The sequence below is a fragment of the Pseudoflavonifractor phocaeensis genome, assembly GCF_016901955.1.
In the GTDB taxonomy this organism is placed as follows: domain Bacteria; phylum Bacillota; class Clostridia; order Oscillospirales; family Oscillospiraceae; genus Flavonifractor; species Flavonifractor phocaeensis_A.
The window spans coordinates 1-22,392 of the sequence record NZ_JACJLC010000051.1 but is presented as its reverse complement, the minus strand read 5'-3'; the positions used below and the strand labels follow the sequence as shown (position 1 = coordinate 22,392).

Below are 22,392 nucleotides of genomic sequence, written 5' to 3'. Positions count from 1 at the left end.
GGCTCGGGGGGCCCGGCGGCCAGCTGATGGGCCAGGGGAGAGCGCTGGGTCCGCCAGTACCACAGGAAAAACCAGGCCAGGGCGGCAATGGTCAGCAGGGGGAAGAGGTAGACGGTATAGCGAAATACGTTCATGGGAAGCTCTTACCTCCAGAGGAAAAAATAAGAGGACGAGTTTGTACTCGTCCTCTTATTTTATTTCTTCTTCTTGCGTTTGTCAAAGAAAGATTTCACGCCGTCCGCCGGACCGGGTGGAATCTCGCCCATGGCTTCGCCATAGGCACGCAACGCCTCCTTCTGTTCATGGGTCAGGTTGGTGGGGATCTGGACGTTGACGGTGACGTACTGGTCGCCCCGGCCCCGGCCATTGACCGAGGGGATGCCCTTGCCCCGCAGACGGAAGGTGGTGCTCGGCTGGGTACCGGCGGGCAGGTTCCACTTTACCTTGCCGTCGATGGTGGGGATCTCCAGCTCGGCTCCCAGGGTGGCCTGGAGGAAGGTGACCGGGTGCTCCAGGAATACCGAGGTGCCGTCCCGTTTGAAGAACTGGTGAGGGAGAACGGTGACGCTGATGAGCAGGTCGCCGGCGGGGCCGCCGTTGCGGCCCGCGCCGCCCTGGCCCCGGAGGGACACCGCCTGGCCGTTGTCGATGCCGGCGGGGATCTTTACAGTGAGCTTGCGCTGCTTGCGCACGGCGCCGCTGCCGCCGCAGTCCTTACAGGGCTGGTGGATGAGCTTGCCCTTGCCGTTGCACTTGGGGCAGGTGGTGGTGGTGGTGAAGGAGAAGGCTCCGCCTCCCCGCTGGATCCGGACGGTGCCGCTGCCGTGGCAGTCGGGGCACACCTCGGCGGTGGTGCCGGGGGCGCAGCCGGTGCCCTTGCAGGTGTCGCAGTTCTCGGTGCGGCTGAGGGTGATCTCCTTCTCACAGCCGAAGGCGGCCTCCTCAAAGGTGATGGATACCGAAGCCCGGAGGGTCTCACCCTTCATGGGGCCGTTGCTGCGGCGGCTGCCGCCGCCTCCACCGAAGCCTCCGCCGAAGAAGGAGCCGAAAATATCGCCCAGGTCGATATCTCCCATGTCGAAGCCGCCGAACCCACCGCCGAAGCCACCGGCGCCGAAGTTGGGATCCACACCGGCGTGGCCGAACTGGTCGTACTTGGCCCGCTTCTCCTTGTCGGAGAGGACCTCATAGGCCTCGTTGACCTCCTTGAACTTGGCCTCGGCCTCCTTGTCGCCGGGGTGCAGGTCGGGGTGGTACTGCTTGGCCAGCTTGCGGTAGGCCTTTTTCAATTCGTCGTCGCTGGCGCCCTTGGAGACGCCCAGGACCTCATAATAATCTCGTTTCTGTTCAGGCATTGGAGTTCACCTCGCTACGGGCAAAACGGGCGGGTCTGGGACCCGCCCCTACAAAGGGAGTTCCCTCGTAGGGGCCGGTTCCAAACCGGCCCGTATGCGCCAGTTTGAGTTACTTGTTGTCGTCGTCGACCACCTTGTAGTCGGCGTCCACTACGTTGGGATCGGTGTTGGTGCCGCCGGCCTGGCCGCCGAAATTGGCGCCCATATCAGGGCCGGGCTGACCGCCCTGGGGATTGGCCTGCTGGTACATCTTCTCCGCGATGGGATAGAAGGCCTTGGAGGCCTCCTCGGTGGCGGCCTTGATGGCCTCGATGTCGGTACCCTTCATGGCGTCCTTCAGCTTATTGAGGGCGGCCTCCACATTGGCCTTGTCGCCTGCGTCGATCTTGTCCTTGGCGTCCTCCAGAGCCTTCTCGGTCTGGTAGATCACCTGGTCGGCCTGGTTGCGGACATCCACCTCTTCCTTCCGCTTGGCGTCCTCGGCGGCAAACTGCTCGGCCTCCTTAACGGCCTTGTCGATGTCCTCCTTGGACATGTTGGTGGAGGAGGTGATGGTGATGTGCTGCTCCTTGCCGGTGCCCAGATCCTTGGCGGACACGTTTACGATGCCGTTGGCGTCGATGTCGAAGGAGACCTCGATCTGAGGCACGCCCCGGCGGGCGGGAGCGATGCCGTCCAGGTTGAACCGGCCCAGGGTCTTGTTGTACTGGGCCATCTCACGCTCGCCCTGGAGCACATGGACCTCCACGGAGGTCTGGTTGTCAGCGGCGGTGGTGAACACCTGGCTCTTCTTCACGGGAATGGTGGTATTGCGCTCAATGAGCTTGGTCATCACGCCGCCCATGGTCTCGATGCCCAGGGACAGGGGGGTGACGTCCAGCAGCAGCAGGTCCTTCACGTCGCCCACCAGCACGCCGCCCTGGAGAGCGGCGCCCATGGCCACGCACTCGTCGGGGTTGATGCCCTTGAAGCCCTCCTTGCCGGTGAGCTTCTTTACCATGTCCTGGACGGCGGGGATGCGGCTGGAGCCGCCCACCAGCAGCACCTTGGACAGATCGCCGGAGCCCAGGCCGGCGTCGCTCATGGCCTGGCGCACGGGGCCGGCGGTGGCCTCCACCAGGGAGGCGGTGAGCTGGTCGAACTTGGCCCGGGTGAGGGTCAGGTCCAGATGCTTGGGGCCGGTGGCGTCGGCGGTGATATAGGGCAGGTTGATGTTGGTGGAGGTGACGCCGGACAGCTCGATCTTGGCCTTCTCGGCAGCCTCCTTCAGACGCTGCATGGCCACCTTGTCGCCGGTCAGGTCGATGCCGGAGTCCTTCTTGAACTCGGCGGCCATCCAGTCCATGACGGCCTTGTCAAAGTCATCGCCGCCCAGGCGGTTGTTGCCGGCGGTGGCCAGCACCTGGATGACTCCGTCGCCCACCTCCAGCACGGATACGTCGAAGGTGCCGCCGCCCAGGTCATACACCATGATCTTCTGGTCGGATTCCTTGTCGATGCCGTAGGCCAGAGCCGCGGCGGTGGGCTCGTTGATGATGCGCCGCACGTCCAGACCGGCGATCTTGCCGGCGTCCTTGGTGGCCTGACGCTGGGCGTCGGTGAAGTAGGCAGGCACGGTGATGACCGCCTCGGTGACGGTCTGGCCCAGATAGGCCTCGGCGTCCGCCTTCAGCTTTTGCAGGATCATAGCGGAGATCTCCTGGGGCGTGTAGGCCTTGCCGTCCACGTTCACCTTGTAGTTGGAGCCCATCTCACGCTTGATGGAGGCGATGGTGCGGTCGGGGTTGGTGATGGCCTGGCGCTTGGCCACCTGGCCCACCATGCGCTCGCCGTCCTTGGAGAAGGCCACAACGGAGGGCGTGGTGCGGTTGCCCTCAGCGTTGGCGATGACGACGGCCTCGCCGCCCTCCATGACGGCGACACAAGAGTTGGTCGTACCAAGGTCGATACCAATGATCTTAGACATAATACAGTTCCTCCAATATATATCGTAAATTGTTTTTTTCACATAGGGGAATGGGCGCACAGTGCGCGCCCGAACCTTTAATTGGCCACTTTTACCATAGAGAAGCGGATCACCTTTTCTCCGTTGCGGAAGCCGGCCTGGAACACCTCCACGATGGTGTTCTCTCCGGCATCCTCGTCCTCCACGTGCATTACGGCATTGTGAAGGTTGGGGTCAAAGGGCTCTCCCAGGGCGGGGATCTCCTCGATGCCCAGCTTGGAAAGGACCTCCTTCAGCTGAGCCATGGTCATTTCCACGCCCTTTTTATAGGCCTCGTCGGCGGTGTCCTGCTTCAAGGCCCGCTCCAGATTGTCATATACCGGCAGGAAGGCGGCGGCGGTCTCCGCCTTGGAGTCGGCCCAGGCCGATTCTTTTTCCTTCTGGCTGCGGCGGCGGTAGTTGTCATACTCAGCGGCCAGCCGGAGGAACCGGTCCTCCTGGTCGGCCTGCTCTTTTTTCAGAGCTTCCAGCTCTTCCAACAGGGGATTGGCGGCCTCCTCCGCAGCCTCAGTGCCGGGGGCCTGGGTGGTCTGCTCCTCCTGGAGCACCTCTTCAGGCTGCTGTTCTTTCTTACTCATGGGGTGCACTCATCTCCTATTTTTTCTCGTTTCCGCCTTCCGGCAGCTCACCCTGGCCGAACAGTCGGCTCAGGCCCTCCGCCAGATAGGACAGACGGGCGGTAATCTTGGCGTAATCCATTCGGGTGGGTCCCACCACGCCGATGACCCCCCGCATCCCATCGCCAATGTCGTAGCTGGCCACCACCACGCTGGTATTTTTCAGGGCGTCAGCCACATTTTCCGGGCCGATGAGGATATTCATGGGGGAATCCTGGGGAACGGGGAACCGGCCGGGATCGGCGTCCTCCGACAGATAGCTCAGCAGGGGCTGGGCCCGTTCCAGGGAGCGGTACTCGGGCAGCTCCAGCAAATGGGCCAGGCCAGAGGTGTGAACGGTACGCTGCTCCAGACTCTCCAGCACCTCCATGGCGAAGGAGACCACCAGGGAGATCAGCCCGTAGGCCTCGCCGGCGGCGTGCTGGGCCACCCGCATCAGCTCGGGGGTGATCTCGTTCAGGGGCAGGCCGGTGAACGTGGCGTTGAGCAGGGTGTTGAGCATTTGCAGCTGGGCCTCCGTCAGGTCGGAGGGCAGCCGGATCAGCCGGTTGCGCACCACGTTGGTATCAGTCATCACCACGATGATGAAGGCGTTGTGCTCCACCATCAGCAGGTCGAACCGCCGGATAGTCACCCGGCTCATGCCGGAGGTCAGGGCGAAGGCGGGGTAGTTGGTCAGCTGGGACACCACCCGGCCCGCCTGGTCCAGCACCCGGTCCAGCTCCTGTATCTTCAGGCGGAGGGCCTCGTTCATCCGCTGGGTCTCCTGAAGGGAGAGCTTGTGCTCCTCCATCAGCTCATTGACGTAAAACCGATAGCCCTTGGAGGAGGGGATCCGCCCGGCGGAGGTGTGGGGTTTTTCCAGCAGCCCCAGGGATTCCAGGTCGGCCATCTCGTTGCGGATGGTGGCCGAGGACACCGACATACCGATGGCCTGGGCAATGGCCTTGGAGCCCACCGGCTCCGCCGACTGGATATAGCTTTCGATGATGGCCCGCAGGATTCGCTTTTTCCGCTCGGTCAAATCCATTGCTGCCACCTCACTTCTGATTTAGCACTCAAACTCTCTGAGTGCTAAACATAATGTAGCACCGTCCGCAGAAAAAGTCAATAGGCAGGGTTGTAAATTAAATGTGAACGGAAAAAAGATAGCAGATATGGGGTATGATTGCGAATAGACAACGGTTGACGGGGCTATGGTTCAATGGTATTCTATGAATTAAGAGTACAGAAGGGTATCAGGGAGGTGCGCCTGGTGGAGATTGTGGAATATGAGGAGCGGTATAAGCAGGCCCTGGAGGATATTTCCCTGCCCTGGCTGTTGGAGTACGACCTGCTGGAGCCGGTGGACCTGGAGATGCTGGCCGATCCCCACCGATTTATCGCTGGGGGCGGCAGAGTGCTGTTGGCCCGGGTGAGAGACGAGATCGTGGGCATGGTCATGCTGGAGCTCCAGGGAGAGGGTGTGTGCGAGGCCCTGAAGTTCGGCGTCAAGGAGGAGTACCGGGAGCGGGGCATCGGTACCGCCCTGATGGAGGCTGTGATCCAGGCCGCCCGGGAGGCAGGACAAAAGACCATGGTCATCACCTCCAACCACAAGCTGAAGGCCGCTCTACGGATCTATGAGAAGCTGGGATTTCAATACGTTGAGTATTCTGATAAATGGTTTCAACTGTCTGATATCAGAATGGAGCTGGAATTGTAAGAAAAAAGGACGCGCCGGGCGGCGCGTCCTTTTTGTATCAAGCGGCAGGGCCGGCCAGGTGTCCGGCCCCTACGCAGGTGGTGGAAAAAGCAAGTGGTCAGTCGGCAAATTCATAGACCGCCCCGGCGGTGAGGTGGTGGAGCCTGTCCCCCAGTTCTTCCCGCAGCAGATCGTAGGCGGGACCGCCGGTGCAGTGGCCGGTGTAGATCTCCTGCACGTCCAGCTCATCCCGGAGGGCGGCGGCCATGGCCCGCACCTTCTCCGGGGCGGGGCCCAGGGTGGTCACGCCCCCCTTGCCCATCAGGTGGAAGCCCCCCAGCACCGCCCGGATGGGGGTTTGGGGGAACTGCTCCTTGAGCTGGGTGAGGATCTTCACCACTCCGGCGTGACAGCAGGAGTTAAACACCACCAGGCCCCCGCTGGTCTCGGCCACCAGGGACTGCTCGTGCTTCACCCGATCGGGGATGAGGTGGAGGCCCTCCGCCAGATCCCGGGGGCCCTCCGCCAGGTCAAACCGCTTCTCGTGTCGGCAGAACATGCCCATGTTGACGCCGATATACTCCTTTTCCGCCCAGATCTCCGGATCGGTGATCCTGGGCCGGGCGTACACCGTGGCGGCGGAATTGACGGAAAAAAAGGCGTTGAAGCCGTCGGCGTGGTCGTAGTGGCCGTGGGACAGGGCGGCCTTGTCTACCTGGGTCAGGTCCACCCCCAGTCTGGCGGCGTTGACCAACACCGCCCCGCACTCGCCGGCGTCCAGCAGATAGCGGCCGCCCCGGTACTCGATGTAAAAGGACAGGCCATGCTCAGGGATGAGACCGGGCTGGGCGGAATTTTCCATCAATACAGTGACCTTCATGGGGGAGCCTCCTTCTTAAGTTTAAGTTGTATATTGGGTGACGTCATTGATCCAGGCCCGGGAACGGAACCGGGGCACGCCCACCAGGAATTTGGTGATCTGTTCCATAATGACCCCCACATACACCCAGAAGATGCCCCATTTCAGGACCAGACCGAAGAGGGCGGACAGGGGGACGGCCACCAGCCACAGGGGGCACACATCGATAAGGGAGGCTGCCCGGACATCTCCGCCCCCCCGGAGCACCCCCACGGTATTCACCGAGTTGAAGGCCCGCAGGGGGAGACAGACGCCGATCATGGTGAGCATCATGGTGGTAATGGAGCTGGCGGCGGGGGACAGTTCAAAGATGGGGTAGACCAGGGCAGGGAAAAAGGTGTGGGCCCCAGTGACCAGGATGCCGCCGATGACCACGCCACACAGCATGGCCAGGGTGTCCAGAGTAGCCCCGATCTCGTAGATATGCTCCCGGCGCCCCGCACCGATCTCCCGCCCCACGATAATGGCGGTGGTGCCGCCTACGGCAAAGATGGCCACGGTGCACAGATCCTCCAGGTTGCCTGCCAGGGCCCGGGCGGCCAGGATCTCAGTGGAGCCCTCCATGTGGCCCATGACCACCTTGTGCATGGAGGTGCCCAGGCCCCACAGGGTCTCGTTGAGCACCACCGGGCCGGAGTAACGGAAAAATTTATGGAGAAGGGGTTTGCCCGGGCGGAGGATGAGGGCAGGCCGCAGCTTGAACCGGCGGTTGGTGAGGGCGTAGGTCAGGGTGACCGCAAATTCCAAAATACGGGAGAGCAGGGTGGCCACGGCCGCCCCCTCCACACCCAGGGCGGGTGCTCCCAGGTTTCCGAAGATAAATATCCAGTTAAGAAAGGTGTTGGCGCTCATGGAAAAGGCAAAGACCGACATGCCCAGCTTGGGGTTTGCCATAGAGCGGTGGGCTCCCACATACACCCCGGTGATGCTGTTGAACAGGTAGGAGGGTCCCACGATGCGGGCATAGCTGGCTGCCAGAGGGATGAGCTCCGGGTTGTCGGTGAGCATCCCCATGAGCTGGGTGGGAGCAAAGCACATGGCGGCGGCAAAGAGGGCGGCGATGGCCCCCGCCACATACATGCCGATGCCTATGACCCGATTGATGGCGTCAGTGTCCTTTTTGCCCCAGAACTGGCTGATGAGGACCGACGAGCCGCTTTGTAGGCCGAAGATCACCAGTTGGATGACAAACACCGGGGTATTGGCCACCTGGACAGCTGCCAGGGGAGCCTCCCCCAGAGCGCCCACCATAAAGGTATCCACCAGTCCCAGCAAAGTGGTGCACAGGTTTTGCAGCAGGATGGGCAGGGCCAGCAGCACCACGTCCCGGTAGAAGGCTCTGCCCCGGTTCATATAGGAAAACACAGACTCACCTCATGGCGATCCGACTTTGGGTGATTTGGATCAGGGCCTCCGTTAAAGCGTCAGCTTCTGTTTTGGTGCTGTCCGGGCCGAAAGATACCCGCAGCACGCCCATCAGGGTGCGCTTGGGCAGGCCCAGAGCGGCAAACACGTGGCTGGGCTTGCCCTTATGGCAGGCCGAGCCGGAGGACACGCAGATCCCCCGGTCGGACAGATCCCGCACCAGCATCTCGCTGGGATAGCCCGGCAGGGCGACAGCGCAGATGTGAGGGGCGTCCCCGGGGCTCACTACCTCCAGACCGGGTACCCGGGCCAGGGCGGTCAGGGCGTATTCCTTTATCTCCCGGATGCGGGCGGCGGTGTTCTCTTCCCAGGCCTCACAGGCGGCGGCCAGGGCGGCGATCTGGGCGGTGGGCTCAGTGCCTGACCGCAGGCCCTCCTCCTGTCCGCCCCCCAGCAGCAGGGGCTTCAGGCGCAGGCCCTTCCGGATGTACTGGACGCCAATGCCCTTGGGGGCGCGGATCTTATGGCCGCTGAGGGTGAGCAGGTCTACCCCCAGCTCCCTGGGGGTGAAGGGCACCTTCAAAAAGCCCTGGACGGCATCGCAGTGGAGGAGAGCGGGAGAGCCGCTGGCCCGGATGGCCTGGGCGGCCTGGGCCACCGGCTGAAGGGTGCCCAGCTCGTTGTTGACCAGCATCATGGACACCAGAATGGTGTCCGGCCGCAGGGCGGCTTTCAGATCGTCTACGGAGATGTGGCCGGTCTTGTCCGGCTTCAGATAGGTGACCTCATATCCCTGGGCAGCCAAGGCCTTCACAGGCTCCAGCACGGCGGCGTGCTCAATGGCGGTGGTGATGATGTGCCGGCCCGTCCGCCTGCCATGCTCCGCCGCGGCCCGGATGGCCCAGTTGTCCCCCTCGGTACCGCAGGAGAGAAAGGTGAGCTCCTCAGGCAGGCAGCCCAGCTTTTCCGCGATAACGGCCCGCCAGTCTCTGACCCGGGCGGCGGCTTCCTGGCCCAGGGCGTACCGGGCGGAGGGGTTGCCGAAGCCCTCGGTCATGGCCTGGTAAGCGGCCTGGGCGGCCTGGGGGCAGACAGGGGTGGTGGCGGCGTGATCCAGATAGATGGGCATAGTGGTCACCTCAGACAAAAAATCGGCTGTTTCGCAATCTCTCATTGTAGTCTCCGCTGTAGGAAAAGTCAAGGTGGATCGGCGTGGAAAAACAGACGGATCAGTTTTTAAAATATGGCTTGACAAGAAAAGACAGGCATAATATACTGTGCTCTGCTAGGAAATAATTTCAATCAATTTGGAAAGGAAGCGAGCCCTATGAGCGGGATCAAGCTGCATGATAATCTGTGGTCGGTGGGCGTGCTCAACCCGGCCCTCCGGGTGTTCGACATTGTGATGGAGTCCAAATACGGCACCTCCTACAATGCCTACCTGCTGACCGGCGAGAAGAATGTCCTCATCGAGACGGTACATACCGATTACTTTGACGAGTATCTGGACAACATCCGCCAGGTCATCCCTGTGGAGGATGTGGACTACCTCATCATGAACCACAACGAGCCCGACCACTCGGGCAGCGTGGCCAAGCTGCTGGCGGTGTGCCCCAAGCTGGAGATCATCGCCACCAAGGCGGGCAAGAAGCACCTGCAGGACATCACCAATAACCCCGACCTGCCCTGCCGGGCGGTGTCCGCCGGGGACACCCTGGACCTGGGCGACCGGGTGCTGGAGTTCATCCCCGCTCCCATGCTCCATTGGGCCGATTCCATGTTTACCTGGGACAGCAAGGACAAGACCCTCTTCACCTGCGACTTCCTGGGGGCCCACTTCTGCGAGCCCACTATGCTGGATGTGAACATCCACGACAAGGCCGCCTATGAGGGCGAGTTCGCCTACTACTACGCCGGTATCTTCGGGCCCTTCAAGCCCCACGTGCTGGCCGGCCTGGACAAGATGCCCGCCGACGTGGAGATGGTGTGCACCAGCCACGGCCCCTGCCTCACCGAGACCATCGCCAAGGCCAAGGAGTGCTACCGGGCCTGGAGCACCCCTGCCCCCAAGTGCCGGCGCACCGCCTTCGTGGTGTACGCCTCCGCCTACGGCTACACCCGTGAGCTGGCGGAGACCGCCGCCAAGACCCTGGAGGCCGAGGGCTACGCCGTGGATCTGGCCGACGTGACCGTGGAGCCCCTGGCCCGCTGCGCCGAGCTGGCCAACGAGGCCGACGTACTGCTGGTGGGCTCCCCCACCATCAACCGGGCCGCCCCCAAGGCGGTGTGGGATGTGCTCACCTCCATCGACCCCATCAACCTGAAGGGCAAGGCCGCCGGCGCCTTCGGCGCCTACGGCTGGAGCGGCGAGGCCGCCCCCATGCTCCAGACCTTCCTGAAGGGACTGCGCTATGCCGCCCCCGAGGCTCCCTTCCGGGTGCTCTTCAAGCCCACCCAGGCCGACCTGGACGCCATGGCCGAGTACGCCAAGTCCGTGGCCGCCCTGTGCACTGTGCCGGTGGACGCTCCCCAGTGCGAGAGTGAGAAATGGGTGTGCTCCCTGTGTGGCTATATCTATGACCCCGCCGAGGGCGACCCCGCCCACGACGTGGCCCCCGGCACCCCCTGGGAAAAGGTGCCCGCCACCTGGTCCTGCCCCCTGTGCGGTGTGGACAAGGAGATGTTCAAGAAGGCCCAGTAAAGCTCCATTATGAGACTGCAAAACGCAGGCTCCGCGGTGTTCCGCGGGGCCTGCGTTTTTAGCGTGCTTTTTTCAGGCGGGAGCGCTTACCGCCAGGGCCGCGGTGAGTTCACCTACCACGCCGGCGGGAATGGAGTAGTAGGCGTGGGACTTGGTGGAACGGCCGGCGTAGCCGTCATAAAAGGCGGCTCGGCCGTCGGACCACAGGGACAGCTTGTAGCGATCTCCAAACCGGAAGGTCAGGTCGGCCTCCCCCCCATCAAAGGCGGCGGAGGAGGTCCATTGATTGGCCCGGAGCAGGGCGCTCAGATGAGCGTCTTTGGGGACGGTATGGGTGGTCTTATCCCAGGAGGCGGTAGCGCCGTTTTCCAACCGGAGCTCGGCTGCCTGGGGAGTGAGCATGGAATTGTCCTTGCGCATAAAATCCGGCGGGCCAAAGGCGCCCCACCACATTCCAACGGCGCCCACTGCCAGCAGGGCCATGAAGATCAAGGTCAAAATAAGCGCAATGAAATTCCTGCGCACTAATTTGTTGGCGTATTCTTGCGTCATAGGGCATCCCTCCTGTTTCCCAGTATAGCAGTAGGGAAGGAGGGATGGGTAACAGCCCGGTTACAGCATTCTGACGATTTTCTGTCAAAATGGGAACGAAACGGTGTTACTCCAATTCTGTGGGGGTGGGCCGTTTGTCCCATCGGTCGGTAGGCCGACGCCCTGGATGCTCCTCGGGCATATCAGAGACCCCCACAGACCGGATGCTCCCGGGGGACGAAAAAAGCGGGCGGCTTCCAAAAGCCGCCCGCTTGGGGGTAAAATTTACTTGATCTCCCGGACGGGAACCTTCCAGATATCCTTGGCGTAGTCCCGAATGGAGCGGTCGGAGGCGAAGATGCCGGACCGGGCGATGTTCATCAGAGACATCTTGTTCCACAGCTTGGGATCCCGGTAGGCCTTGCCCGCCCGGACGTGGGCGTCCCGGTAGCTCTCGAAGTCGGCCAGCAGCAGATACTCGTCGGCGGGACAGCCGTCGCCGAACAGCAGCCGGCGGGCCAGGTCGTCGTAGTTGATGCCGTCGCCGAAGCCCAGGTTGAGCTGCTCCACCACTGCCCGCAGGTCGGGGTTGTGGACGTAGTACTCGTAGGACTTGTAGCCGGAATGCTTGAGCTCGGCAACCTCGTGGGCCTTCAGGCCGAAGAGGAAGATGTTCTCGTCCCCCAGCACCTGGTGCATTTCCACGTTGGCCCCGTCCAGAGTGCCGATGGTGACGGCGCCGTTCATCATGAACTTCATATTGCCGGTGCCGCTGGCCTCCTTGCCGGCGGTGGAGATCTGCTCGCTCAGCTCAGAGGCGGGCATCAGCTTCTCCGCCAGGCTCACCCGGTAGTTCTCCAGGAAGACCACCTGAAGCCGATCCTTACAGATGGGATCCTTGGCGATCATGTCGGCCACCGAGTTGATGAGCCGGATGATCCGCTTGGCAACGGCATAGCCGGGGGCCGCCTTGGCGCCAAACAGATAGGTCCGGGGGGTGAAATCGAAGTGGACGTCGTTCTTCATCTTCTGGTACAGATAGATGATGTGCAGCACGTTGAGCAGCTGACGCTTGTACTCGTGAAGCCGCTTTACCTGTACGTCGAACATGGCGTCGGTATTCAGGAAGATACCGTGCTCCCGGGCCACCCAGGTGGCAAAGGCCTTCTTGTTGGCGGTCTTGATCTCGCCCAGGCGGGAGAGGACGCCGGCGTCGTTCTGGTACTTCTCCAGGCCCTTCAGAGCGTCGGGCTGGAGCTGGTACTTGTCGCCGCCGCAGCAGTCCTGGATCAGCTCATCCAGACGGGGGTTACACTCGCTGAGCCAGCGGCGGTGGTCGATGCCGTTGGTCACATTGGTGAACTTGTCGGGAGTGCGCTGGTAAGCGTCCTTGAACACGTCCTTCTTCAGGATGTCGGAGTGGAGGGCGGACACGCCGTTGATCTTGTAGCAGGCGCACACACACAGATTGGCCATACGCACCTCGCCGCCCCAGATGATGGCCATGGGAGCCACCTTGGACAGGTCCCCGTGGAAGTAGTCGGTGAGCAGCTGCTGATAGCGGTTGGAAATCTCGACCAAAATCTGCCAGATCCGGGGCAGCAGGGACTCGATGAGCTGCTGGGGCCAACGCTCCAGAGCCTCGGCCAGCACGGTGTGGTTGGTGTAGGCGATGGTATGGGTGACAATGTACCAGGCCTCGTCCCAGCCGTAGCCCTCCTCGTCCAGCAGGATGCGCATCAGCTCGGGGATGGCCAGGGTGGGGTGGGTATCGTTGATCTGGATGGCGTGCTTCTGGTGGAAGTTACGCAGAGTACCGTACTCCGCCCGGTGCTTGCGCACGATGGACTGGATGGTGGCGGACACGAAGAAGTACTGCTGCTTCAGACGGAGGGACTTGCCCTCGTAATGGTTATCCTCAGGGTAGAGCACCTTGGAGATGGACTCGGCCATGGCCCGCTGCTCCACCGCCTTCAGGTACTGGCCGGAGGAGAACAGGTGCATATCCACGGGAGTGGGGCTCTTGGCGTCCCACAGCCGCAGCAGGTTGGCGTGGTCAGTGTGATAGCCGGAGATCTCCATGTCCTTGGGCACCGCCAGCACCACGTCATAGTCGGTGTGCTTGATACGGTGGTTGCCCAGGCTGTCCCACTCGTCTTCGATCTTGCCGCCGAAGCGGACCTCCTCCACCTCGTCCATCTTGGGGATGAGCCAGGCGTCGCCCAGGCCCAGCCAGTTGTCGGGCAGCTCCACCTGCTGGCCGTCCACGATCTTCTGCTTGAAGATACCCAGCTCGTAGCAGATGGAGTAGCCGGTGGCGGGGATCTCCAGGGTGGTCATGGAGTCCAGGTAGCAGGCGGCCAGGCGGCCCAGGCCGCCGTTGCCCAGACCGGCGTCGGGCTCGGCCTCGAACAGGTCAGGGGCGGAGAAGCCCAGGCCCTCGATGGCCTGCTTCAGGGGCTCCAGCACGCCCAGGTTATAGGCGTTCTTCATCAGGGAACGGCCCATCAGAAACTCCAGGGACAGGTAGTGGACCTGGCGCTGGTGCTTCTCCACCACCTTGTCCTCGGTCTTCATCTGACGCTCAGAAATGATATCCCGCAGCACCATGGCGCAGGCTTTGAACATATGCAGACTGGTGGCCTCCTCCACGTCACGGCCAAAGTTGCGGCGCAGCTTACCGGTGATGAGGGTCATCAGTTCTTTCTTAGTATAGTTGTGCATTGCAGACATCTCCCATTTCAATCAGGATAGCAACAAACAAGCTCCGCAGGGGAACCCCCTGCGGAGCGGAATTTTATCACACCAATGCCAGGGTTGTCAAGGGATGGGAGGGAATATCTGTTACTTGCCGGTGACCCAGCCGTAGATCTCCAGGTAGGCCGCGGCGGAGCGGTTCCAGGAGAAATCGGTGGTCATGGCGTTCTTTTGCAGTCCCTTCCAGGCCTTCTTGTCGTTGTGGTACAGGTTCACCGCGTCGGCCAGCACGCCGGTCATCTCCTGGGCGTTGATGTTGGCGAAGGAGAAGCCGGTGCCCTCTCCGGTGAACTTGTTGTAGGGGATCACGGAGTCCCGCAGGCCGCCGGTTTCCCGCACCACGGGAATGGTGCCGTAACGCATGGCGATCATCTGACTCAGGCCGCAGGGCTCGGAGATGGAGGGCATGAGGAAGATGTCGGCGCCGCCGTAGATAGCAGTGGACAGGTTGGCGGAGTACATGATATGGGCGGCGAACCGGCCGGGGTACTGGTTCTGGGCCTGGCGGAAGGCCTCCTCGAAGTTCCAGTCGCCGGTGCCCAAAATGACCATCTGCACGTTCATGCCCATGATGTCATGGATGGCGGCGCTGACCAGATCAAAGCCCTTATGTTTCACCAAACGGGAGACGCAGGCGATGATGGGCACCTCCGGGTCTTCCCGCAGGCCGCACATCTGCTGGAGGGCCGCCTTGCAGTTGTTTTTGCCGCCCATCTGCTTGACGGAGAACTGCTTGGTGAGGCCCTTGTCGCTCCAGGGATCGTACACGTCCACGTCAATGCCGTTGAGGATGCCCTTGAGCTTGTGGCGGTTGTCCGAGATGACCCCCTCCAGGCCGTGGGCATAGAAGCTGTACTGCAACTCGTCGGCGTAAGTAGGAGATACGGTGGTCACGTAATCGGCGGCGTAGATGGCCCCCTTCATCAGGTTCACGTCTCCGTGGTACTCCAGCATGTGCTCGTTGAAGTAGCCGGAGTTCAGGCCGAACAGGTCCTTCAGGGTCTGGCTGCCGTAGCGTCCCTGGTACTCGATGTTGTGGATGGTGAATACGCTCTTGGTGTCCCACAGCTGAGGGATGCGGTGGCGCTCCTCCAGGAGGTAGATGGGCACCAGGGCGGTCTGCCAGTCGTTGCAGTGGAGCACGTCGGGATGCCAGTTCAGATAGCCAACGCTCTCCACCACGGCCCGGGAGAAGTAGGCGAACCGTTCGCCGTCGTCATAGTGGCCGTAGATGGAGGAGCGCTTAAAGTAGTACTCATTGTCCACAAACCAGTAGGTGACCCCGTCACGCCGCAGCTCAAACAGGCCGCAGTAGGGGGTGCGCCAGGCCACGGTAATGTGGAAGCACTGCAAATAAGTCATCTGACTGCGCCATTCCTCCCCAATGCCCTCGTATAAAGGAAGGATGACCCGGACGTCGTGGCCTTCCTTGGCCAGAGCCTTGGGCAGAGCGCCCGCCACGTCGGCCAGACCGCCGGTTTTGATAAAAGGCGCGCACTCTGAGGTGGCAAACAGGATATTCATAGATTACCTCCAAGCTAAGTCGATATAAGACGCCCTTATTAGGGGCGGACAATAATCAGGGAGGCGGCGGCGTGCAGCCGCCGCCTCCCTGGGTCAGACAGTCTCAGGTCAGACGATCTCGTTCTTGGCGATGGCCAGGGGATAAGTGCTGTGGCCCATCAGCATCCGACCCGGATTCACCCGGACGTTCTTGTCGGTGATGGCGTATTTCAGCACTGCGCCGGCCTGGATGGTGGTGCCCTGCATCAGCACGCAGCCGGACACCTTGGCGCCCTTCTCCACCCGGACGCCCCGGAAGAGGATGGAGTTCTCCACCTCGCCCTCGATGACGCAGCCGTCGGCCACCAGGGAGTTATAGCACCGGGACTCGGGGCCGTAGTAGGTGGAGGGATCGGAGCGGTCCTTGGTGCGCACCGGGCGCTCAGGCACGAAGATCTCCTGCCGGGTGGCGGGATCCAGCAGCTCCATGCTGCGGGCGAAGTAGCCGGCCACCGACTGGAGCCGGGCGGCGTAGCCGTCGTACACATAGGGGCAGATCTTCAGCTGGCCCACCATGGCCTGGAGGACGCCCACGCTGAAGGAGTGGATGTTGTGGGCGGCGCAGTGATCCACCAGGGAGAGCAGCAGCTCCTTGGAGAGGATGTACACCTCCAGGGACTCGCAGCCCTGGGCGATGGGGGGATGGACCGCCACGTCGGTGATCCGGCCGCCGGCCCCGATGGTGAAGTAGTCGCAGCCCTTGGGGTCGCCCATGGGGTGGCCGGTGCACACGGCGGTGATGTCGGCGTCGTTGCGGATGTGGGCCTCAAAGATATCCCGCAGGGGGAGGTTTACCGCCAGGTCGCCGCCGGCCAGCACCACGTGGTCCTGACGGATGTTCTGCAGATAGGAGCGGATGCCCGCCAGGGCGTCCATACGGCCGTGGTACACGCCCTCCCGCTTGGAGCCGTTGCCGGAGTAGCTGAAGGGGGGCAGGATGCGCAGACCGCCGTGCTTGCGGGACAGGTCCCAATCCTTACCGGAACCCACGTGGTCCAGCAGGGACTGATAGTTGGCGTCCACGATCAGGCCCACGTCGGACACGCCGGCGTTGACCATGTTGGACAGCATGAAGTCGATGACCCGATAGCGGCCGCCATAGGGGATGGAGCAGGTGTTGCGGTTCTGAGTCAGCTCCCGCAGGTCGGGATTGGAAAGGTAGGAGAAGATGATGCCGTGCAGTTTGTTCATCATTTCACCCCACCTCCTTTCACGTTACGAGTGATCATGGCCTTGGGAGAGACCACAGCGTCGTCGCCGATGGTGAGGTTCTGAGCCACCACGGCCACGCCCCAGTCCTCGGTGCCGTCGGGGGCGGCGCCCACCCGGGCCCGGGTGCCGATAACGCTGTTTTCCGCCACGATGGCGTATTCCACCACGGCACCGGCCTTGACTACGGTGCCGGGCATCAGGATGGAGTAGCGCACCACGGCGCCCTCCTCCACGATGACGGAGTGGAACAGAACGGAGTTCTCCACGGTGCCGTAGACCTCACAGCCGCCGGTGACCATGGAGTGATCCACCTTGCCGTTCTTACCCATCACATGGGGCGGTTTGGTGGGGGTACGGGCGAAGATGGGCCATTCGCTGTCGTACAGGTCGATGCCGTTGGGATCGTCGGGATTGAGCATGTCCATGTTGGCGTCCCACAGGGAGTCAATGGTGCCCACGTCCTTCCAGTAGCCCTTGAAGCGATAGGCGGTCATCTTTTCGCCGTTGTTCAGCATGGCGGGGATGATGTTCTTGCCGAAGTCGTTGGAGCTCTTCTCATCCTCCTCATCGGCAATGAGGTACTCCCGCAGCTTCTTCCAGGTGAAGATGTAGATGCCCATGGAGGCCAGGTTGCTCTTGGGCTTCTTGGGCTTCTCCTCGAACTCGTAGATATCGTCGTTCTCGTCCACGTTCATGATGCCGAAGCGGGGGGCCTCCTCCATGGGGACCTCCAGCACGGAGATGGTACAGGCGGCCTTGGCCTCCTTGTGGCGGCGGAGCAGGTCGGCGTAGTCCATCTTGTACACGTGGTCGCCGGACAGGATGAGCACGTAATCCGGGTTGTAGGTGTCCAGGAAGTTGATGTTCTGATAGATGGCGTTGGCGGTACCCTTATACCAGGTGCCCTTCTCGCCCTCCCGCATGTAGGGGGGCAGGATGTGGACGCCGCCGTAGGACCGGTCCAGGTCCCAGGGTTCGCCGTTGCCGATGTAGGCGTTGAGCTCCATGGGGCGGTACTGGGTCAGCACGCCCACGGTGTCGATGCCGGAGTTGATGCAGTTGGACAGGGGGAAGTCAATGATGCGGTACTTGCCCCCAAAGGGGACGGCGGGTTTTGCCACGTGGCTGGTGAGCGCGTGAAGGCGGCTGCCCTGACCGCCCGCCAGCAACATGGCGACACATTCTTTCTTCATTCTATCACCTCAGGTTTTGAACTGGAACTTATTTGGAAACTCCGGACCTTCCGGATGGGGCTTACTGACCTTTCTTTTTGCGGGCGGGCTTGGGAGCTTCCGCCTTGACGGCGGGAACAGAGCCCTTCTTGCGCACGGCGGGCTTGGGGGACTCCTCCTTGACGGCGGGGGCCTTGGCCTTTTTGCGCACGGCGGGCTTGCCTGCCGCCTCCTTTACCGCCAGCTTGATGGTCGCCTCTTTGTCGGCCTTCTTCTTGCGGACGGGGAATTTGCGGGTGCATTTGTAGATGGCGGCGCTCATGGCGGGAAGCTTCAGGGTGATGGATTGCTCCCTGCCCTGGCTCTCGTTGTACTGGCTCTTTACCGGCTCCAAATCACCGCCGCCGCTGCCGCCGAAGGCCTCGTTGTCGGTGTTGAAGATGCAGGTGTACACGCCGGGGACGGGGACGCCCACGGTGTAGCCCGAGCGGTCCACAGGGGAGAAGTTGCACACGATGACCAGGGTGTCCCCCTTGGCGTCCTTGCGCAGGAAGGCCACGGTGTTGGCCTGGTTGTCGTTGGCCTCGATCCACTCAAAGCCCTCCCAGGAGAAGTCCAGCTCCCACAGCTCGGGGTGGGCCAGGTAGAGGGCGTTGGCCTGCGTGAAGAACTCCTGGAGCTGGCGGTGGGGCTTGGCCCACTCCTGATCCGGGTCCAGCAGGTGCCAGTCCAGGGAGTGCTCATAGTGCCACTCGTTCCACTGACCAAATTCGCTGCCCATCATCAGCAGCTTCTTGCCGGGATGGGTGAGCATATAGGTGTAGAAGGCCCGGACGCCGGCAAATTTCTCCTCATTGGTGCCCGGCATCTTGTTGATGAGGGAGCCCTTCATGTGCACCACCTCGTCGTGGGACAGGGGGAGCACGAAGTTCTCCGAGAAGGCGTACATCAGGGAGAAGGTGATGTCCTTGTGGTTAAACTGGCGGAAGTAGGGATCCAGCTTGATATAGTGGAGGATGTCGTTCATCCACCCCATGTTCCACTTCAGGTTAAAGCCCAGACCGCCCTCCAGACCGCCCTCGCCCACCGGGTGGGACACCCGGGGCCAGGCGGTGGATTCTTCGGCGATCATCATGGCGTCGGGATGGGCCTGGAAGATCTGGCCGTTGAGCTCCTGGAGGAAGTCCACGGCCTCCAGATTCTCGTGGCCGCCAAACATATTGGGGACCCACTCGCCTCCCTGACGGCCATAGTCCAGATAGAGCATGGAGGCCACAGCGTCTACCCGCAGGCCGTCGATGTGGTACTGCTCCAGCCAGAACATGGCGGAGGAGAACAGGAAGGAGCGCACCTCATGCCGGGCGTAATCGAACACCCGGGTGCCCCAGTCGGCGTGCTCGCCCTTCCGGGAGTCGGCGTATTCATAGCAGGGCTCGCCGTCAAACTCGTACAGACCGAAGGCGTCCTTGGGGAAGTGGGCGGGCACCCAGTCCAGGATGACGCCGATGCCGGCCTGGTGGAGCTGATCGACCAGCCACATGAAGTCATGGGGGGTGCCAAAGCGGCTGGTGGCGGCGAAGTAGCCGGTACACTGATAGCCCCAGGAGGCGTCCAGGGGGTGCTCAGTGATGGGCAGCAGCTCCACATGGGTGAAGCCCATCTCCTTTACGTAGGGGACCAGATACTTGGCAATGTCCCGGTAGGACAGCATCTGGTCGTCGGCGGTGCGCCGCCAGGAGCCAAGATGGATCTCATAAATATTCAGCGGCTTCTGGTAAATGGGGTTATTTTTCCGGTAGTCCATCCAGCTGGAATCCCCCCAGCTGTAGCCGGAGAGGTCGTAGAGCTTGGAGGCGGTACCAGGGCGGGTTTCGGCGTGGAAGGCGTAGGGGTCGGACTTGGCCAGCACCTGGCCGGAGGCGGTGTGGATGGCGTACTTATAGCAGTCGTATTGGTTCAGCCCGGGGATGAAGGCCTCCCAGACGCCATCGCTGAGCAGCTCCATGGGGTGGTCGGAGTCATTCCAACCGTTGAAATCGCCCATGACAGCCACGGCCTTAGCGTGCGGGGCCCAGACCCGGAAGACCCAGCCGTCCAGCCCGCCGCGGGTGGCGGGATGAGAGCCCAGGAATTCCTGCGCACGGACCGCGTGACCCTGGGAAAAAGCCTGGAGGATGGGATCGGATTTGCTGGAAGCCATAGGTATCCTCTCCTTGTTGGCAGTCCCCCGGTCCCGCCAATTTAGCGAAAACTGGGGGTTCTTGTCATTGGTAATAAATAAAATCCAAAGGGCTTGGATTTTATTTGTGTAAAGTATACAACTATATAGAAGGATAGTCAAGACAACTCTGCAAAAACCAGGCGTAAAATTTCCAGTAACATATGGAATATCTTTTGTAAAGAACGCGCAAGGGACTGCCGCGGGAATGGGCGGCAGCCCCTTTGAGAAAATGTCAGCCCGCCATCAGCAGGGTACGGGCCAGGCGGAGGAAAATACCGGGGATACTCAGCCTGTCCACCTTCTGATCGGCTACCAGAGGGATGTCGGCCAGGGTCTGATCCCCGGCGGTGACCACCATGTGCCCCAGGGTCTGACCCGCCTCTACCGGCGCTTCCACATCCTCACACAGCTCCAGCTGGACGGACACCTGGTTGACGGCAGCCTTGTCCACCAGGATGCGGGTGGGCTGGGCCAGTACAGGCTGTACCGTTTCCGACTCACCCAGCAGCACAGGCACAGGCGGGACGGCCTGATTTGGGTAAACATCCAAAAGGGTATAATTGGCAAAGCCGTAGTTCAGCAGGGCCTGGGCGGAGGCCGAGCGGACGTCGGAGGTGGAGCAGCCCAGCACCACGGCGATCAGCTCCATGCCGTCCCGCTCCGCTGTGGCCGACAGACAGAAGCCGGCGGCGTCGGTGGAGCCGGTCTTGAGCCCGGTGGCTCCCTGGTAAAAGCGGATGAGCTTGTTGGTGTTGGACAGCTGGAACTGTCCGTCCCGCAGGGAGTCCATCCAGATGGTGGTGTACTCCCGAATAGAGGGGTGGTTGAGAATGAGCTCCCGGCTCATCAGGGCGATGTCATAGGCGGAGGTGAGATGGCCCGCCGCCGGCAGGCCGGTGCAGTTCATAAAGCAGGTGTCTCCCATGCCCAGCTCGGCCGCCCGCTGGTTCATTTTGGCCACAAAGGCCTCCTCGCTGCCCGCCAGGTGCTCCGCCAGGGCTACCGAGGCGTCGTTGCCCGAGGCCACCGCCACCGCCTTCAGCAGATCATGGACGGTCATCTGCTCGCCCTCTTTCAGGTACACCTGGGAGCCCCCCATGGAGGCGGCGTAGGCCGATACGGTGACCGTGTCCTCCCGGGAGAGACTGCCGCTGTCGATGGCTTCCATCACCAGCAGCAGGGTCATGACCTTGGTGACGCTGGCGGGCTCCAGCTTGTCATGGGAATTTTGTTCATAGAGGATGGTGCCTGTTTCCTTTTCCATCAGCACCGCCGCCTTGGCCTCCGCGGCGGGGGCGCCGGAGGCCCGGACGGGCAGGGCGAGGAAGGTGGCGGCCAGCAGGGCCGCGGCCAATTTTTTCATGGTGTGTGACGCCTCCAATGCTCAAATGCTCTGTGGGAGAGGATATGGAGACGGACGGCCTTCTATACCGGCTTTGACGGGGCCAAATTTTTCTGCTATGCTGGTACAAACCGAGGGGAGGGAGCGGATGTGGCCACGGTGGCGGTGATCCTGGCGGGAGGGCGATCCAGCCGGATGGGCCGGGATAAGGCGGTACTGGAGCTGGAGGGCAGAAGCTTTCTGGAGCGGCTGGTCCGGCGGTATGAGACGGCCTTTGACCGGGTGTATGTATCCTCTCCCAGGCGGGGGACTTACACTCTGCCCGGGGCGGAGGAGCTGCCCGACCTGCGGCCAGGCCGGGGGCCCCTGGCCGGACTGGAGGCTGCCTTTCTGTCCACGGCGGCGGAGACGGTCTTTCTCACCGCCGTGGACCTGCCCTTCGGGGACCCGGCCCTGGCCCTGCATCTGACGGCGGAGCTGGGGGAGGCCGACGCCTGCCTGATCCGGCGGACAGACGGGGAGCCGGAGCCCTTGTTTGCGGTCTACCGCCGGACCTGCCTGCCCGACCTCCAGGCCTGCCTGGAGGAGGGACGGGGGGCTATGAAGGCCCTGCTGGACCGGCTCTCCTGCCGGATGGTGGAGGAATCCGCCCTGGAGGGGTGGGATCTGGACCATATCCTGCAAAATGTCAACACCCCGGAGGACTACCGCCGGGCCAGGGCGGCGGCGGAGCGGTAAAATTCCTCTTTACAATATTGCTTTAGTGTGGTACTATACGAAAGCAATCGTCACATATTGCATTGGAGGAATGTACATGAAACGGAAACTGACTGCTCTGGCTCTTGCGCTGGGCCTGACCCTGTCCCTGGCCGCCTGCGGCGGCGGCACCGGTGGCGGCACCGCCGACACCCCCTCCGGCGGCGAGACCACCCCCGCGGAGTCCACCAC

At 62.2% G+C, this 22,392-nt stretch carries 17 protein-coding genes; 3 read left to right on the top strand and 14 right to left on the bottom strand.

The annotated features are described in order from the left end of the window. Positions 1–194 precede the first annotated feature (194 nt). The 4 genes from dnaJ to hrcA form a co-directional block, all read right to left on the bottom strand. Positions 195–1,355: a molecular chaperone DnaJ gene (dnaJ, locus tag H6B51_RS11545; protein WP_204883832.1), complete on the bottom strand. Its 1,161-nt coding sequence runs from the start codon at positions 1,353–1,355 to the stop codon at positions 195–197. A gap of 109 nt (positions 1,356–1,464) precedes the next feature. Beyond that, positions 1,465–3,321, bottom strand: a complete 1,857-nt coding sequence (gene dnaK, locus H6B51_RS11540; RefSeq protein WP_204883831.1) for a molecular chaperone DnaK — start codon at positions 3,319–3,321, stop codon at positions 1,465–1,467. 77 nt (positions 3,322–3,398) lie between these two features. Continuing rightward, positions 3,399–3,947 carry a nucleotide exchange factor GrpE gene (gene grpE / locus H6B51_RS11535; RefSeq protein ID WP_418055071.1) on the bottom strand — a complete coding sequence of 183 codons (549 nt, stop codon included), beginning with the start codon at positions 3,945–3,947 and terminating at the stop codon, positions 3,399–3,401. A gap of 7 nt (positions 3,948–3,954) precedes the next feature. Then, positions 3,955–5,007: a heat-inducible transcriptional repressor HrcA gene (gene hrcA / locus H6B51_RS11530; RefSeq protein ID WP_204883829.1), complete on the bottom strand. Its 1,053-nt coding sequence runs from the start codon at positions 5,005–5,007 to the stop codon at positions 3,955–3,957. A 225-nt stretch (positions 5,008–5,232) separates the two neighbouring features. Here hrcA and H6B51_RS11525 point away from each other — a divergent pair, with 225 nt between their 5' ends. Further along, on the top strand, positions 5,233–5,682 hold the full coding sequence (locus H6B51_RS11525) for a GNAT family N-acetyltransferase (RefSeq protein ID WP_335342151.1): 450 nt from the start codon (positions 5,233–5,235) through the stop codon (positions 5,680–5,682). Between the two features lie 97 nt (positions 5,683–5,779). On the opposite strand, the gene H6B51_RS11520 is transcribed toward H6B51_RS11525, so the two are convergent. Genes H6B51_RS11520 through H6B51_RS11510 form a run of 3 tightly spaced genes read right to left on the bottom strand, consistent with a single transcriptional unit; the run spans position 5,780 to position 9,074 of the window. After that, the gene (locus tag H6B51_RS11520) at positions 5,780–6,541 is read right to left on the bottom strand and encodes an MBL fold metallo-hydrolase (RefSeq protein WP_204883827.1); all 762 of its coding nucleotides are present in this window, start codon (positions 6,539–6,541) and stop codon (positions 5,780–5,782) included. 21 nt (positions 6,542–6,562) lie between these two features. Beyond that, on the bottom strand, positions 6,563–7,945 hold the full coding sequence (locus tag H6B51_RS11515; protein WP_335342150.1) for an MATE family efflux transporter: 1,383 nt from the start codon (positions 7,943–7,945) through the stop codon (positions 6,563–6,565). A gap of 4 nt (positions 7,946–7,949) precedes the next feature. Next, on the bottom strand, positions 7,950–9,074 hold the full coding sequence (locus tag H6B51_RS11510; RefSeq protein WP_204883826.1) for a cysteine desulfurase family protein: 1,125 nt from the start codon (positions 9,072–9,074) through the stop codon (positions 7,950–7,952). Between the two features lie 198 nt (positions 9,075–9,272). Here H6B51_RS11510 and H6B51_RS11505 point away from each other — a divergent pair, with 198 nt between their 5' ends. Continuing rightward, positions 9,273–10,646, top strand: a complete 1,374-nt coding sequence (locus H6B51_RS11505) for a rubredoxin (protein ID WP_243421269.1) — start codon at positions 9,273–9,275, stop codon at positions 10,644–10,646. 72 nt (positions 10,647–10,718) lie between these two features. Here H6B51_RS11505 and H6B51_RS11495 read toward each other — a convergent pair whose 3' ends face one another. The 7 genes from H6B51_RS11495 to H6B51_RS11465 all read right to left on the bottom strand — a co-directional run bounded on the left by H6B51_RS11495 (position 10,719) and on the right by H6B51_RS11465 (position 21,465). Then, complete coding sequence (locus H6B51_RS11495; protein ID WP_204883825.1) at positions 10,719–11,198, bottom strand: hypothetical protein; 480 nt, start codon at positions 11,196–11,198, stop codon at positions 10,719–10,721. Positions 11,199–11,462: 264 nt separating this feature from the next. Beyond that, positions 11,463–13,901: a glycogen/starch/alpha-glucan phosphorylase gene (locus H6B51_RS11490; RefSeq protein ID WP_204883824.1), complete on the bottom strand. Its 2,439-nt coding sequence runs from the start codon at positions 13,899–13,901 to the stop codon at positions 11,463–11,465. Between the two features lie 120 nt (positions 13,902–14,021). Further along, the gene (glgA, locus tag H6B51_RS11485) at positions 14,022–15,458 is read right to left on the bottom strand and encodes a glycogen synthase GlgA (RefSeq protein ID WP_204883823.1); all 1,437 of its coding nucleotides are present in this window, start codon (positions 15,456–15,458) and stop codon (positions 14,022–14,024) included. Between the two features lie 108 nt (positions 15,459–15,566). Further along, on the bottom strand, positions 15,567–16,691 hold the full coding sequence (gene glgD / locus H6B51_RS11480) for a glucose-1-phosphate adenylyltransferase subunit GlgD (RefSeq protein WP_204883822.1): 1,125 nt from the start codon (positions 16,689–16,691) through the stop codon (positions 15,567–15,569). Beyond that, positions 16,688–17,902 carry a glucose-1-phosphate adenylyltransferase gene (locus H6B51_RS11475; protein WP_204883821.1) on the bottom strand — a complete coding sequence of 405 codons (1,215 nt, stop codon included), beginning with the start codon at positions 17,900–17,902 and terminating at the stop codon, positions 16,688–16,690. Before H6B51_RS11475 ends, glgD begins: the two co-directional genes overlap by 4 nt. Before the next feature lie 61 nt (positions 17,903–17,963). Next, a complete protein-coding gene (gene glgB / locus H6B51_RS11470) occupies positions 17,964–20,081 on the bottom strand; it encodes a 1,4-alpha-glucan branching protein GlgB (protein ID WP_204883820.1) in 2,118 nt (705 codons plus the stop codon). Between the two features lie 253 nt (positions 20,082–20,334). Next, positions 20,335–21,465 (bottom strand): D-alanyl-D-alanine carboxypeptidase family protein, encoded by a 1,131-nt coding sequence (locus H6B51_RS11465; RefSeq protein ID WP_204883819.1) that lies wholly within the window; start codon positions 21,463–21,465, stop codon positions 20,335–20,337. Positions 21,466–21,594: 129 nt separating this feature from the next. Here H6B51_RS11465 and mobA point away from each other — a divergent pair, with 129 nt between their 5' ends. Continuing rightward, positions 21,595–22,182, top strand: coding sequence for a molybdenum cofactor guanylyltransferase (mobA, locus tag H6B51_RS11460; protein WP_204883818.1), 588 nt, complete (start codon positions 21,595–21,597; stop codon positions 22,180–22,182). Positions 22,183–22,392 lie beyond the last annotated feature (210 nt).